Here is a 13,424-nt window from a genome sequence, read left to right on the forward strand (position 1 = left end):
TTATCGATAAAAATTTAGTTATATTGAACAAAATATAAGGAGCTGATACTTAGTGGTAAAAAAACGAACTAGTAGTAGACTAGTAATTCTGTTTATTTTTTTGATATTTAGTTCCTTCAATGCACAAGCAAAGGCTCCTGCAGCATCCTCTTCCCGCATCGAAGGTTTCCTTGTTGTCGATGTCAGTAAATCGATGCTAGAAAGTGACCCGAACAAAATCAGTAATGAAGCGATGAAGATGTTTGTGGATATGTCCTCACTTAAGGGAGATAAAATAGGAGTCATCGCCTATTCAGATGAATTGAGAGGAAAAATGGATCTCGTCAAACTTCAAAACGATGAGGATAAAAACAAACTGAAATCTTTCATTGATTCCTTGGAGAAATTCCCAAATACCGATCTATCTGTAGGATTAAAAGAAGCGGTAAACAACCTCAATAACAGCCATGAAAAAGGGTACCGCCCCCTAATCGTGTTACTGGCAGACGGAAATAATGACCTTAATGAAAATAAGGGCAAGACTCCCGAGCAGGCAACAGATGAATTAAATGCAACAGTGGCTGACGCAAAAGCAAAGGGATATCCGATCTATGTTATTGGCTTAAATGCTAATAATGATCTTAACAAGGATATTCTTCTAAATATAGCAACCGAGACGAAAGGGAAGTTTTTTGAAACAAGCAATGCTGATGATTTGCCTGTGATCCTTAGTGAGATTTTTGCTAAACATACGAAATCTAAAATGGTTTCAATAAATGAAAATGTCGGAAATGGTGAATATCAAGACATTGCCATTACGATCCCAAACAGTAATGTTTTGGAGGCGAATATTTCTCTGCTTTCAAACAAAGAAGTGGAACTAAAATTAGTAGACCCTAAAGGCAAGGAAAGGCAGATTCCTTCTGACAACATCCTTCTTTCAAAATCTAAGGCCTATTCGATCCTAAAGTTACTAAATCCTGTTCAAGGGGAATGGACACTAAAGGTAAAAGGTTCTCCGGAAGATATAGTGGATATTGATGTTGTCCTGAACTATGACCTGCAATTAAAACTTGCACCTGTGAATACTGAAGGACTTAGCGAAGGAGATAGAGTTAAGATAACAGCCTTTTTTGAGGATAATGGTAAACAAATCAACAGCAAAGATCTTTATGAATCTATGCAAGCGACTTTATCAGTAAAAGAATTATCAACAGGGGAGACGAAGAATGTGCGATTATCCCCAAGCAAGCAAGGATTTACGGGAGAATTTCAGATTGGTCAATCGACTAATTACGAAATTACGGTGAATGCTGAAGGCGACAGCTTCTACCGGGAAATCCAGCCTCAAAGTATTAGCTTTCAAAAAGGATCTAACTCGATCAAAACATCTATTTCAGGGTTTCCAAAATCTCCATCGCTATATTTAGCTTTAATTGTTTTATTGGCATTCCCGGCTCTTTTCTATTCAAATAAAAAACGCAAGAAAAATCGCGGCTTTAACGGACAAGTCATTGTTGAAATAAAAAATGAAGCTACCGGCGAGTGCTCTAAACAAACATTAAAGGAATTTAAGGGATTAAAAGAAGAATTTACGCTTAACCAAATGTTTTCGTTAGCACCTGAATTTACAGAAACAGAAAAAATCACGTTTATTCCACTTACCGAAAATGCCTTGCTTCTCTTTAATAAATCAAATTTAACAATCGAACGAAATGGTGTGGTCATTGATCTCGATACTTTCCACCGCTTCCGCCGCAACGAGCAACTTCGCATCAGGTTTAAAGATTTGGATCAATCCATTTATGTTAAATTCGTGAGTTAAACTCTTCAAAATAGGCAAAAAACCAACAGGCGCCCTGTTGGTTTTTTCAATTAAATATATTTCATCCCAAGCGGCAGCGTAATACCTAACAGGACGACAATGACTAGAACAACAGTACAAACGATCCAAAGAAGACCTGTTGATTTCCCCTTTTCATTCCAACTGATAATAATTTCAAATACCCCAATCATTGCAATGCCGAATACAGCCTTTAGGATATATAAAAACAAGGAAATTTTATATACAGGGAAAAACAGCATAAAGCCAGTCACTATTATTAACAGGTAAGAGGCTCTTAAAACCATTTGCAAAATCTTGCTGTTTTTTCCTTTGCCTTGCAATACAACCACAATAATAAATAAAAGTAATGATAATACCAGTGATGTTAAGTGTGCATGAATCATAAAGTTGTTTTCCTCCTAGTTATCTTTAAATCGGTACCCTGCTCCCCACACCGTCTCTATATAATCCGGATTGGACGGATCATGTTCTATTTTTTCACGGATCTTTCGGATATGGACGGTAACTGTTGATACATCCCCGGCACTGTCATAGCCCCAGATGCGTTCAAATAAATGATCCTTACTAAAAACTTGATTTGGGTGCGAAGCTAAGAATGTCAAAACATCAAATTCCTTCGTCGTGAATACGACTTCTTGATTATTAACAAAAACTCGGCGCGATGAATTATCAATAATTAGACCCCGAATATATATTTCATTTGATTCAGGTTTCTGCCTCATCATTAAACGTTCATACCTAGACAAGTGCGCTTTGACTCTGGCTACCAATTCATTTGGACTGAATGGTTTGACTAAATAATCATCTGCTCCAAGGCCAAGGCCGCGGATTTTATCGATTTCTTCTTTTTTTGCCGTTACTAAAATTATTGGAACGTCTTTGACACTACGTACCTTTTTACAAATTTCAAAACCATCTACATTTGGCAGCATGACATCAAGTAAAATCAAATCAAAATCATGAGTCAGCGCTCTCTGCAATCCTTGATCGCCTGTTAAAACGATTTCTGTTTGAAATCCATTGATTTCTAAATAATCGCGTTCTAACTCGGCAATGCTTTTTTCATCTTCAATGATTAGGATCTTTTTCATGATGTCACCTGCTTTTTAATATTTTTTAGGGAATATAATCGATATTTCCGTTCCGATATTCGCCTTACTTTCAGCACGGATCGTCCCATGGTGTCCTTCCACGATCATTCTGGATATCGCTAACCCCAGTCCACTTCCGCCTGTTAATTTACTTCTGGATTGATCGGCACGGTAAAATTGGTTAAAAATATATGGAAGAGACTCTTCCGGAATACCCGGCCCGTTGTCCATGATCACCAATTCTACATAGTCCTTGGTTCCGGACAGAAAGAAATGAATTTCTTTTGTTTCTTTGTTCATATACTTCACACTGTTTTGAACGATATTTCCCAACACTCGTTTAAACTTTTCCCGATCAACCCCGATAAGATAATTTTCATATTCATCCGACTGAAAATACACTTTCACATCTTTTTTCTCAAGATCAAAGCTTAATTCTTCTATAAAATCAGCCAAGTATTTCTTTAAATCAAGCTCTTCAAAGTGAAATGGAATTTTGCCAAGGTCAAGCTTCGAATAAAGGAACAATTCATCGATTAAATGATCCAAATCAACTGCTTTAGAATAGATGGTTTGAATATATCGTTCTTGCTTTTCCGGTGTATCAGCAATTCCATCACGAATTCCCTCAACATATCCTTTTATCGAGGTGATCGGTGTTTTGAGATCATGAGATATATGGGCAATTAATTCTTTGCGGTTTTCTTCATATTGCTTTTGTATCGCAAAGGATTCATTTAATTTTACACGCATTTCTTCAAACGTTTTGGTTAATTGGCCTATTTCATCGTTCTTTACCGCGGTGATGGAATGCTCCAGGTTCCCTTCGGTTATCGATTGGGCCGCTTTCTTTAATCGTTCAATCGGCTTAATAATACTCTTTGACACAAAGTAAGTTAACAAGCCATTTGTTGCGATTAAAATAAGGAGACATAGTCCAAATAATATCGGGAAGAACGTCTTCACAAAGTGATTCCACGGACTTGCATCTTTCATAATGAAGATCGAAATTTCTCCGCCGTCTTTATCATAAAAATCATGCTGCTTAATGGCAAATGTCCGGTCTCCAATCTCCTCAAGATTCCGCATAATATTCGTTGTTCCGAAAACCGGTAAGTCTTTATTTTTTATTATCCGCAGACTATCTGAAGTAAACAGAAATTCATTATTTTTTCGAACAATAAGACCAGCATCAATCTTCTTTAAGCGTTGATCTACCGATGATAAATAGTTGTCGGTAAGTAATTCTTTCGGATTTAACACTGATTTTTCTTTTAGCTCAAAAAATATAAGCGTATCCTCTTGCAGGTCTTTATCGCTGCTATGACTTTCCGGCAATAAATTAGAGACTTCCTTTATGTCACCCAAAAAGAGGATCGATAAAATTCCAGAGGCAGCCAGAAATAAAACAATCGGCACAAAGATCATCGCAAGATTCGAAAATAGCAGCCGGAGCTTAATCGACATAAAAATAACACCTTTCTGTTATGCTTCTTTTTTCGTAAATAAATAATAGCCCGTCGCTAAAAATAAGGCCGTTGATGACAATAAATACATAACCGTTTGTACAGCCCATTTGAATGAAACATCCCCTATCCACTGCATATACCAATCTAAGTAAGTGGAAGGCAGCATATACAACAGTCCTGGAAATACATAGGGAAGAAAGAGCATAACCAGATAGAGAATAATTAATCCTGAGACTGCCATCATACTTGATTTGACTAATAATGCGAGCAGGACAGCAACTGCTGTTAAAGCTAATAAAGGCACCCAAGATATAGCAAATGCCGATAAACTCACTCCAGCGTCCGCAAAGCCGTAGCTGCTATCAAAGACAATACTGCTGAGCGTTACCCCAAGCCAGCCAAGTAATAGCTGGATCCCGATAAACAATCCAATCGATGCCGTTTTCGACAAAAAGAGCTCGAGCCGGTTGATCGGTCGAATAAGCAATAGCGTTCCTCTTTCTCCTTCTCCTGTGAAAAGCTCTGCTGCCGCCATAAAAATAAATAACGGGAGCAGAACTTTAACTAATAAATCAAGAATCATATAGTTAATATTGTCTGAGGGTAGGGCCATCCAATCGGTTATGAAAAGTTTCTCAGCCAAAAGCTTTAAAGCAAATGGCAGGAATCCGGTCATAACAAGAAACAACTTTGTTACCCGTTTCGCCAATAGCTTTTCTAATTCATTCCAGATATTAGCTAACCCTGGATTCATAAGCGCCTTCCTCCACCTTTTTGACATATATATCCTCTAGGGAGTCTTTACCTAGCTCACTAAATGATAGCTGGCCATTTATTAAAAATGCGAAACGGTTGCATAATCGTTCCATTTCAGAAATGTGATGGCTTGAAATCACAAATGTAATTCCGTAATAGGTAGAAAGCTGCTGAATCGTTTTCCTAAATAAAAGCAAACCATCAATATCGAGACCATTAGTTGGCTCGTCCAAAATCACGAACCTTGGTTGCGAAATGAGTGCCGAGGCAATGCCAAATCGCTGCTTCATTCCCATTGAAAAAGCAGAGAGCTTTTCATATTTATATGGATGCAATCCGGTCAACTCGAGTACTTCATCTACATACGATGTTGGGACATAAGGGTAAAAGCGTAACGCCATTTTTAAGTTTTGGAAAGCAGACATATTGTCGTACACTCCCCCTTGCCCAATAAAAGCACCAACAGGCTGGATCGCCTGTTTAAAGTGCTCCGCAAGGTCACAGCCGAACAATTCAACTTTCCCACTGTCTGGTTTAGCAAGACCAGTCAAGCATTTTAGCAACGTCGTCTTTCCTGCCCCGTTTGGTCCAAGAATTCCCAAAATATCACCCTGGTTAATCGTTAGGTTGATATTTTTAATTCCTCTTCCATTTGAAAATTGTTTCGTCACTTCGGATAATACTGCTATTTTCTCCAAGCAATCACCCTCTAAACGGTTACTGACCATGTCCGTGGCTGACATCAAGCTTTTCAACTTTTTCTGCAGAAATCTCTACTGGTGAAACAGAAGTCTTGTTGTAATCTTTAACCGCTAAATTCATATTTAAAATTAATTCATGTGCTTTTCCTTGTTTATCTTTTCCGGTCACAACCGCTTTTACTGTTTGCTTCTCAACAATATTTTGGTTATTAACGTCTGCTATTACATTAATTTTTTTAACCGTAATATCGTGGTCCAATGCTGGAATAGTTGGCTGAAGGTGGAAATCTGAGCTGTCTTGATCTTGGCGGTCTTGCAGCATTACAGAATGCTTAATCATAAGTGAACTTAGCGCATTCGCTGATAGTGGAATTTCCTTGCCTGTTAAATCCAGTTCAATGGTTTGACCGTTTTTGCTTTCATCTACCGTGATTTGCTGTTGGAGATTTTTCGTAAGAACATCAATTAAATTTTCTAAATCGTCTTGAAGCTCCATACTTGCATCACTATGAGGATTTTTTGCATCCATTTTATAAATGACTTCGGTCCCCTCTTTTGTTACGTACCAAGCTCCATCTTGCTTAAACATATTCATTGAGCTTGTTTCTTCTTCATTGGCCATCTCTGTTGAAATCGAACTTACCTTTTGTTCTGTGTCGGTTTTATACAAAGAATCCATCGAGAATAGCGTATTATCATTATCCTTAAGATTAAAGCTGATCTCCAATGTCGCACTTTTCGCTTGATGTGTTTGTTTTAGAGCAGATTTATAGAGTTCGTATCCAGATGTGTTTGCCGAGATGGAATAAACACTGCCTAATAGTATCGCGCCGCTTAACCCAATAACACCTATCATTTTTTTGTTCATGTCTTTTTCCTCCATAATGGATTTCGATTACATGAACAGCTTAATCGATAGTTCTAAATGCCAGCTAAACATATTCTTAAATATTTATTAAATCCGTTAAATTTGATTGATACTTTTATTTTAATATAAGGCTGTGAAAGAACAATGTTGATTTTGAACACGCTGTTGATTGGAGCGGAAGGTGCGAGACTCCTGCGGGAGAAGGTGTCACGGGAGACCCCACAGGCGCTTGCGCCGAGGAGGCTCCCGGACTCCCCCGCGGAAAGCGAGCACCTGGAGCGGAAATCAACAGCCAACTTTAATGAACGCACCCTAATATAAAGAAAAACAAGCAGAGAGGTTAATTGCTCTCTGCTTGTTGGTATGGTGTATTAACTTGGATGAAATATTCTATTAGAATAGAAGGGAACCATGAATAACATGTGTTGATTCTTAGATGATTCACTAGTGCGTCTATGATGCTATCTTGTTGTTATCATGATGAATGTTCAAGTTGTTTCCTAGATGTCTACTCGTTGCATTCATGTTGTAATAAAATATATGCAATATCTTGATGACAAGTTGGGGTTCTTGTTGCAATTAATTCGGTGTAATTCTAGTTGCATTCTCGAAGTAAATCTTGATGATAATCTGATGACTTACTTAAGAAGTTTTCAAAATGTAATTCATGAGATGTCTTGAACTTGAGAAGTTTTAATTACTTATTCCCTCTACAATATCAATATACTATTGTAGAAAATACAATTCAATCCATTTCACAGTTTTTTCACATTCATATAGTACTAATTATGAAAAAGATGTGAACATTGGATTTAATTGGTAAATTCTTAGTTTTTTCCATTTTAGTAACAAATTCTTTAGACAAAATTTAATTCAGTGTGACATAATGTAATATTGATTAGTTTGAATTTTCAAGCATAAAAAAGGGGTATTAAAATGGAATATCACTTGGATCCATTAAACGAACAGGCGATTATGATTATTTTTGGAAAAGAGATAAGCGAAGCCACATTAAACAAAGTCCAAGCTGTTGCTTCATTTCTGGAAACCAATCCCTTTCCATGGTTGATTGAATATGTCCCAGCATTCACAACGATTACCATTTATTATGACCCGATAAAAGTTCTCTCCATTTCATCAACCGGAAAGCTTCCCTACGATTTTGTTTATGAACAAATTGATAAATCAATAAAGGGCATTACACTCGCAGAAGAAAACCAAGCTCGGGTTGTCTCGATTCCAGTTTGTTACGGAGAACAATATGGTCCCGACTTAGAATTTGTGGCAAAGTATAACCATTTAACAACTGAAGAAGTGATTGAAATCCACTCTGGCAGTGAGTATATCGTCTATATGATCGGCTTTTCACCAGGGTTTCCTTATTTAGGCGGATTATCAAATAAAATCTACACCCCTAGAAAAAGCTCTCCTCGCCAAAGAATACCTGCTGGTTCTGTTGGAATCGCCGGAAAGCAAACAGGGGTCTATCCAATTGAAACACCTGGGGGATGGCAGATAATCGGACAAACCCCTATAACGTTATTTCAACCAAACAGTACACCACCGAGCCTGTTGCAGACCGGAGACAAGATTAAATTTTTTCCTATTAGCCATGAAGAATTTTCCTGCTGGGAGGAAAGAAACAAATGATTACTATTCATAAACCCGGCCTCCTGTCTAGCATCCAAGATCAAGGAAGATATGGTTTTCAAAAGTTTGGAGTGGTGGTAAGTGGAGCAATGGATCCGCTTGCCCATCGCATTGCCAATTTACTAATAGGTAATGATGAGAATGCCCCAGCCCTTGAAATAACTATGATAGGATCACAAATCGAATTTCATCAAGATTCGCTAATATCTGTTTGCGGTGGTGATTTGTCTCCCGAAATGAATGGGACTCCCATAAAATGCTGGAGACCGATATTGGTGAAAAAGGGAAGTTTCCTTGAATTTAGCTCCTGTAAGACTGGCAGTCGTGCTTATCTTGCCGTTGCAGGGGGATTCAAAGTAAAACGAGTAATGAACAGCACATCCACCTATTTCCGCGGCAAAATTGGCGGATTTAATGGACGAGCCTTAAAAAAAGGCGATCAAATTGCATTTGACCAGCCTAATGAGCTTTCTAGCCGAATTTTTTCTTCTTTAAAAAATAAACTTACCGATTATCCCTTTATTACAGCAAAATGGATGATCGAATCGGAACTTATCCCTAACTATACAAGCAATCCTTTAATCCGGGTAATGAAAGGAAGACAATTTCATTGGTTTGAAAAAGATAGCCAAGCTAAGCTTTATAGTAAACCATTTGTCGTCACTCCACAATCCGACCGAATGGGATATCGCCTTAAAGGGTCGAGTTTAGCACTTGAGGTAGACGAAGAAATGCTCTCAGAGGCGGTTAGCTTTGGGACCATTCAAGTTCCTGCAGATGGGAATCCAATCATTTTATTAGCTGATCGTCAAACGACCGGAGGCTATCCAAAAATTGCTCAAGTCGCACTCGTTGATTTACCAATTATTGCGCAGGCAAAGCCGGGCGATTCGCTCCGTTTTGTTCATATTACTCATTCCGAGGCGCAGCTTCTTTACATAAAAAGAGAACAAAAAATACAACAGCTAAAACTAGGAATCAAATGGAACTATCGATAAGGTGGGATGAAATGCATATTGTTGATATTAATTGTGATATGGGTGAAAGCTTTGGTCCTTATAAAATTGGAAATGATAAAGAGATTATGAAATATGTTACGTCAGCTAATATCGCTTGTGGTTTTCATGCCGGCGACCCTTCGACTATGAGAAGAACGGTCCAGATGGCTCTTGCCGAAAATGTCGGAATTGGCGCCCACCCTGGTTTTCAAGATTTAGTTGGTTTCGGTCGTAGAACAATCGACATCTCTCCACAAGAAGCATATGATCTCGTCGTTTATCAAATTGGTGCTTTGCATGCATTTGTACAATCTGAAGGGGGACAACTTCAACACGTGAAACCACATGGGGCTTTATACAATATGGCCGCCAAAAGCGAAAGGTTAGCTGCGGCAATTGCTGAGGCCATCTATAAGGTCGATCCGGAGTTAATTCTATTCGGGTTAGCCGGAAGTGAACTTGTCAAAGCCGGAAAAAGGCTTGGGCTCTATTGTGCGGAAGAGGTTTTTTCTGATCGAACCTATCAGAAAGACGGCACCCTAACTCCACGAACCAAACCTAACTCGCTCATTAAGGATCACCAAACGGCGATTGATCAAGTTGTCCGTATGGTAAAAGAAGGCAAGGTAACCTCCGTAGAAGGAAAAGATATTTCTATAACGGCAGATACAATCTGTATTCACGGTGACGGCGAACACGCATTAAGCTATGCAAAGCTTATCTCAAACGCATTAAACGAATCCGGTATTACTTTAGCTAAGATTAGCAGCTTTATTAAGAAGGCACTCTCCTAATCTCGGAAACGGCTTCTCTTTAAAGGTACAAAACAGTATATTGCATTCCAAATAGGGGGCGAAATCGTAGTGATTTTCTCTCCCTATTTTTTATTGCTGTATCTTCACTGTGTTTGGAAAATAAGCGGAAAAATTCCGGTTAAATTGGGAAATACCCCTATTTCCTTAAAAATAAGGGAAGTTTTTCCGTTTATTTTATCCAAATCTTTGGATTTTGCCTTTTTTAGAGTAGTTAATCGGAATATCTCCGCCTATTTCCGCTTTTTAAGCATCCTCTATATACATTAGCCGGAAATTCTCCGCCTATGAATTATGATACCTTTCCAGCTTCCCTCCTAATATCGTAAGTATATTCTAGTTACTTTAATAACTTATTTCCTTTTAAAAACACCAGTGGTTTCAGTTCTCGTTGTAACTAAATCTCTTTATATCAGCATTTTAACGTTTGATTTTGGGTTTTATATAGGTTTAATTAGCTGTATTAAAGACCAAGGATGATTTTGAACTTTCTGTTGATTGGAGCGGAAGGTGCGAGACTCCTCTAAAATGCTTAGGCATTTTATCGTGCGGTGTTCATTCAAGGATGATTATTCACGTCCTGCGGGAGAAGGTGTCACGGGAGACCCCACAGGCGCTATGGCACAGAGGCTCCCGGACTCCCCCGCTGGGTCGCTGAGCACCTGGAGCGGAAATCAACAGACACAACATTTATTTAAGATTAAGCTTGTTATTGCGAATCGTTTGATTTACCACTTCAGAAAACACAAGTCCAATCGCGATCGCCCCAGAAATCATTGTCGCTTTAGCAGCTAAAGCCACAGCATCATTATAGTCATTTTCCACAAAATGCCGCATCGCATCATATGCCAATCCTCCCGGAACAAGAGGAATGATCCCGGCAACACTAAAAATAATCACCGGACTTTTATAACGCTTCGCAAAAAACTGACTAATTACCGCAATCATAAACGAAGCAACCACTGTGGCAAAGACTGTGTTCAATCCGTTATTTTCCAGCAAAATATAAACAATCCAGCCTGCCATGCCGACTAGACCGCATTTAAACAACGATTGTCTTGGAACGTTAAAAAGGATACCAAAGGCTGCTGTAGATATAAAACTTGTAATCAGCTGTTCAAAAATCATCATTCAATACCCCTTCTTTCTTATAAGAATGACAGGACCACGGCAATTCCTGACCCAATCGCAAAAGCAGTTAGCAACGCCTCCGCTCCCTTTGATAATCCCGAAACTAAATGACCAGCCATTAAATCACGGACGGCATTCGTAAGTAGAAGTCCTGGCACTAGGGGCATGACCGAGCCAATAATAATTTTATCGAGCTCTGTGCCGATCCCAATTTTTACGGATAAAAATGAGACCAAACCAATAATAAATGAAGCTGAGAATTCTGAGAAGAACTTTATTGGAACCATTTTATGAAAATAAACAGCAAAAAAATATCCTAAGCCCCCCGAGATCATCGAAGGAATAAAATCTGTCCAACTTCCTTTAAACATAATTAAAAAACAACCACTTGCAATAGCGGCAGCAAGGACCCTGGAGAAAAACGAAAAAGAAAGGTATGACATTTCTATTTCTCTCAATTTGCGAGAAGCTTCTTTAAGACCCAAATCACCACTGCTAATTTGTCTAGAGATGGCATTCACCATCGTCACTTTCTCTAAATCCGTTGTCCTGTCCATTATCCGAATTAATCTTGTTTTGGTAGGTTCAGTACCTTCTGCTGAGAAAAAAATTCCTGTTGGCGTTACATAACTATGAGTTTCCTGAATTCCTAATGATCTTGCAATCCGCATCATCGTGTCTTCAACACGGTACGTTTCCGCTCCACTTTGGAGCATTATTTTCCCTGCTAACAGGCATAAATCCATAATTTGATACGTTTCATCAATATGCTTATCCATGTCAATCTCTCCAAGAAATGTATATTACAATAGTAACAGTTTAACGAAATTTGTTTACAGGTACAACAATCAACAAAAAAACTGCCAAGAGACTCGGCAGTATGAAACGATTAATATTAAGCTTTTACTGTTTATATATGATCCAATGAATATTGAGAAATTCATTATTTTAATAATGCATCCGCTTCACTCTTTACAATTCCCTTCTCCGACCATTCCTTCACCTTTACCTCTGTTTCATCGAGTAATTCTGTTAATATTTCAACACTGTGTTCACCCAAACTTGGCGGTGGAGTTTGGAACATCGGATCTAGGTCGCTATGCATCTTGATTTGTTCATCTCCCCACGGAGCAGTATATACGAGCTCATTCCCGAACTCTTTTATTTCGTTTATTTCTAGTACCGGGGCAAGGCAGCAATCCACTTCCTTACTAAAGGCCGTCCACTCTGCTAATGTTTTTTGTTGAAATAATTCCTTTACCTCAAGGAAGATCGGATTAGTATCATTTGTTGCAGAAAAATGAGAATCAATCCAATCGGCGCGATTGACAGCGCTACAGAAATTACCCCAGAATTTAGGTTCCAATGCACCAAGACTGACATACCGATTGTCCTTTGTTTCGTAAATCGCATAGGAAATGACCGTTCCATTTAAGACAGATAGCGCGTGTTGATATCCTGAGTCTGCCGCAACAATCGCATGATTTCCCATCAACGACGTCATCACATCTGTTATAGAAATAGAGTGGTAACTGCCTTTACCCGTCAGTTTTCTAGCAACAAGACCAGCTAGAATTCTTTCATTCGCAGCAAATGAACCATAGTAATCAGCAAACGTAATCGTAGGATGGGTCGGTACTCCCTCTTTATTTTTTAATTGGGAAAGGACCCCGCTTAATGCAAGATAATTGATATCATGACTGCCTAATCTGCTTATCTCCCCATTTTGTCCATAGCCTGAAATGGAGCAATAAACAATATCTGGTTTTATTTGTTTGACCGATTCGTAACCTAAACCTAGCTTATCCATAACTCCTGGCCGGAAGCTTTCAATCACTACATCAGCCTTTTTAATAAGCCTTTGGGCAATATCTTTACCTTCAGGGGTTTTCAAATCGATTGCGATACTTTTTTTGCCACGATTCATGGCCCGAAACACAGGACCTTCTTGAACGCCCTCTGTCCCCGTTGTCCGGGCTGGGTCACCGTTTAGAGACTCAATTTTAATAACCTCTGCTCCTAGCTCTGCAAGCCTTAGGGATGCAAAAGGTCCTGGTATGTAATTTGAAAAATCTAAAATTCTTATATTGGATAACATGTTCATACTCTTCCCTTCAATAATT

Annotated in this window: 13 protein-coding genes; 4 read left to right on the forward strand and 9 right to left on the reverse strand. The window is 38.7% G+C overall.

All coding sequences use genetic code 11. The annotated features are described in order from the left end of the window. Nucleotides 1-52: 52 nt before the first annotated feature. Nucleotides 53-1,804, forward strand: a complete 1,752-nt coding sequence (locus tag ACI48O_RS01370; protein ID WP_435559901.1) for a vWA domain-containing protein — start codon at nucleotides 53-55, stop codon at nucleotides 1,802-1,804. A gap of 50 nt (nucleotides 1,805-1,854) precedes the next feature. On the opposite strand, the gene ACI48O_RS01375 is transcribed toward ACI48O_RS01370, so the two are convergent. The 6 genes from ACI48O_RS01375 to ACI48O_RS01400 are packed head-to-tail and all read right to left on the reverse strand — an operon-like array spanning nucleotide 1,855 to nucleotide 6,710. Next, nucleotides 1,855-2,208, reverse strand: a complete 354-nt coding sequence (locus ACI48O_RS01375) for a YisL family protein (protein ID WP_435559902.1) — start codon at nucleotides 2,206-2,208, stop codon at nucleotides 1,855-1,857. A gap of 15 nt (nucleotides 2,209-2,223) precedes the next feature. Then, complete coding sequence (locus ACI48O_RS01380) at nucleotides 2,224-2,916, reverse strand: response regulator transcription factor (RefSeq protein WP_435559903.1); 693 nt, start codon at nucleotides 2,914-2,916, stop codon at nucleotides 2,224-2,226. A 15-nt stretch (nucleotides 2,917-2,931) separates the two neighbouring features. Then, a complete protein-coding gene (locus ACI48O_RS01385; RefSeq protein ID WP_435559904.1) occupies nucleotides 2,932-4,383 on the reverse strand; it encodes a sensor histidine kinase in 1,452 nt (483 codons plus the stop codon). Nucleotides 4,384-4,401: 18 nt separating this feature from the next. Further along, nucleotides 4,402-5,139: an ABC transporter permease subunit gene (locus tag ACI48O_RS01390; protein WP_435559905.1), complete on the reverse strand. Its 738-nt coding sequence runs from the start codon at nucleotides 5,137-5,139 to the stop codon at nucleotides 4,402-4,404. After that, nucleotides 5,120-5,839 (reverse strand): ABC transporter ATP-binding protein, encoded by a 720-nt coding sequence (locus ACI48O_RS01395; RefSeq protein WP_435559906.1) that lies wholly within the window; start codon nucleotides 5,837-5,839, stop codon nucleotides 5,120-5,122. The genes ACI48O_RS01390 and ACI48O_RS01395 overlap by 20 nt, the downstream gene beginning before the upstream one ends. Before the next feature lie 19 nt (nucleotides 5,840-5,858). Then, on the reverse strand, nucleotides 5,859-6,710 hold the full coding sequence (locus ACI48O_RS01400; RefSeq protein WP_435559907.1) for a hypothetical protein: 852 nt from the start codon (nucleotides 6,708-6,710) through the stop codon (nucleotides 5,859-5,861). Nucleotides 6,711-7,646: 936 nt separating this feature from the next. Here ACI48O_RS01400 and pxpB point away from each other — a divergent pair. From pxpB to ACI48O_RS01415, 3 genes are read left to right on the forward strand one after another with little or no spacing between them, the layout of a single operon-like run. Next, nucleotides 7,647-8,360: a 5-oxoprolinase subunit PxpB gene (pxpB, locus tag ACI48O_RS01405; RefSeq protein ID WP_435559908.1), complete on the forward strand. Its 714-nt coding sequence runs from the start codon at nucleotides 7,647-7,649 to the stop codon at nucleotides 8,358-8,360. Next, entirely contained in the window at nucleotides 8,357-9,358 is a 1,002-nt protein-coding gene (locus ACI48O_RS01410) for a 5-oxoprolinase subunit C family protein (protein ID WP_435559909.1), read from the forward strand. Before pxpB ends, ACI48O_RS01410 begins: the two co-directional genes overlap by 4 nt. 11 nt (nucleotides 9,359-9,369) lie before the next feature. Further along, the gene (locus ACI48O_RS01415) at nucleotides 9,370-10,152 is read left to right on the forward strand and encodes a LamB/YcsF family protein (RefSeq protein WP_435559910.1); all 783 of its coding nucleotides are present in this window, start codon (nucleotides 9,370-9,372) and stop codon (nucleotides 10,150-10,152) included. Nucleotides 10,153-10,860: 708 nt separating this feature from the next. Here ACI48O_RS01415 and ACI48O_RS01420 read toward each other — a convergent pair. The 3 genes from ACI48O_RS01420 to ACI48O_RS01430 all read right to left on the reverse strand — a co-directional run bounded on the left by ACI48O_RS01420 (nucleotide 10,861) and on the right by ACI48O_RS01430 (nucleotide 13,399). After that, nucleotides 10,861-11,301 carry a threonine/serine exporter family protein gene (locus ACI48O_RS01420; protein ID WP_435559911.1) on the reverse strand — a complete coding sequence of 147 codons (441 nt, stop codon included), beginning with the start codon at nucleotides 11,299-11,301 and terminating at the stop codon, nucleotides 10,861-10,863. 17 nt (nucleotides 11,302-11,318) lie between these two features. Next, nucleotides 11,319-12,080, reverse strand: coding sequence for a threonine/serine exporter family protein (locus ACI48O_RS01425; RefSeq protein ID WP_435559912.1), 762 nt, complete (start codon nucleotides 12,078-12,080; stop codon nucleotides 11,319-11,321). A 164-nt stretch (nucleotides 12,081-12,244) separates the two neighbouring features. Beyond that, complete coding sequence (locus ACI48O_RS01430) at nucleotides 12,245-13,399, reverse strand: CaiB/BaiF CoA transferase family protein (RefSeq protein WP_435560022.1); 1,155 nt, start codon at nucleotides 13,397-13,399, stop codon at nucleotides 12,245-12,247. Nucleotides 13,400-13,424: the final 25 nt, after the last annotated feature.

The sequence above is a fragment of the Neobacillus terrisolis genome, assembly GCF_051233475.1.
Classification (GTDB): Bacteria; Bacillota; Bacilli; order Bacillales; family Cytobacillaceae; genus Bacillus_BU.

Bases quoted from the DNA above. Each gene is read 5' to 3' on its own strand.
- ACI48O_RS01375 (WP_435559902.1), bottom strand. From the start codon at position 2,208: ATGATTCATGCACACTTAACATCACTGGTATTATCATTACTTTTATTT.
- ACI48O_RS01380 (WP_435559903.1), bottom strand. From the start codon at position 2,916: ATGAAAAAGATCCTAATCATTGAAGATGAAAAAAGCATTGCCGAGTTA.
- ACI48O_RS01385 (WP_435559904.1), bottom strand. From the start codon at position 4,383: ATGTCGATTAAGCTCCGGCTGCTATTTTCGAATCTTGCGATGATCTTT.
- ACI48O_RS01390 (WP_435559905.1), bottom strand. From the start codon at position 5,139: ATGAATCCAGGGTTAGCTAATATCTGGAATGAATTAGAAAAGCTATTG.
- ACI48O_RS01400 (WP_435559907.1), bottom strand. From the start codon at position 6,710: ATGAACAAAAAAATGATAGGTGTTATTGGGTTAAGCGGCGCGATACTA.
- pxpB (WP_435559908.1), top strand. From the start codon at position 7,647: ATGGAATATCACTTGGATCCATTAAACGAACAGGCGATTATGATTATT.
- ACI48O_RS01410 (WP_435559909.1), top strand. From the start codon at position 8,357: ATGATTACTATTCATAAACCCGGCCTCCTGTCTAGCATCCAAGATCAA.
- ACI48O_RS01415 (WP_435559910.1), top strand. From the start codon at position 9,370: ATGCATATTGTTGATATTAATTGTGATATGGGTGAAAGCTTTGGTCCT.
- ACI48O_RS01420 (WP_435559911.1), bottom strand. From the start codon at position 11,301: ATGATGATTTTTGAACAGCTGATTACAAGTTTTATATCTACAGCAGCC.
- ACI48O_RS01425 (WP_435559912.1), bottom strand. From the start codon at position 12,080: ATGGATAAGCATATTGATGAAACGTATCAAATTATGGATTTATGCCTG.
- ACI48O_RS01430 (WP_435560022.1), bottom strand. From the start codon at position 13,399: ATGTTATCCAATATAAGAATTTTAGATTTTTCAAATTACATACCAGGA.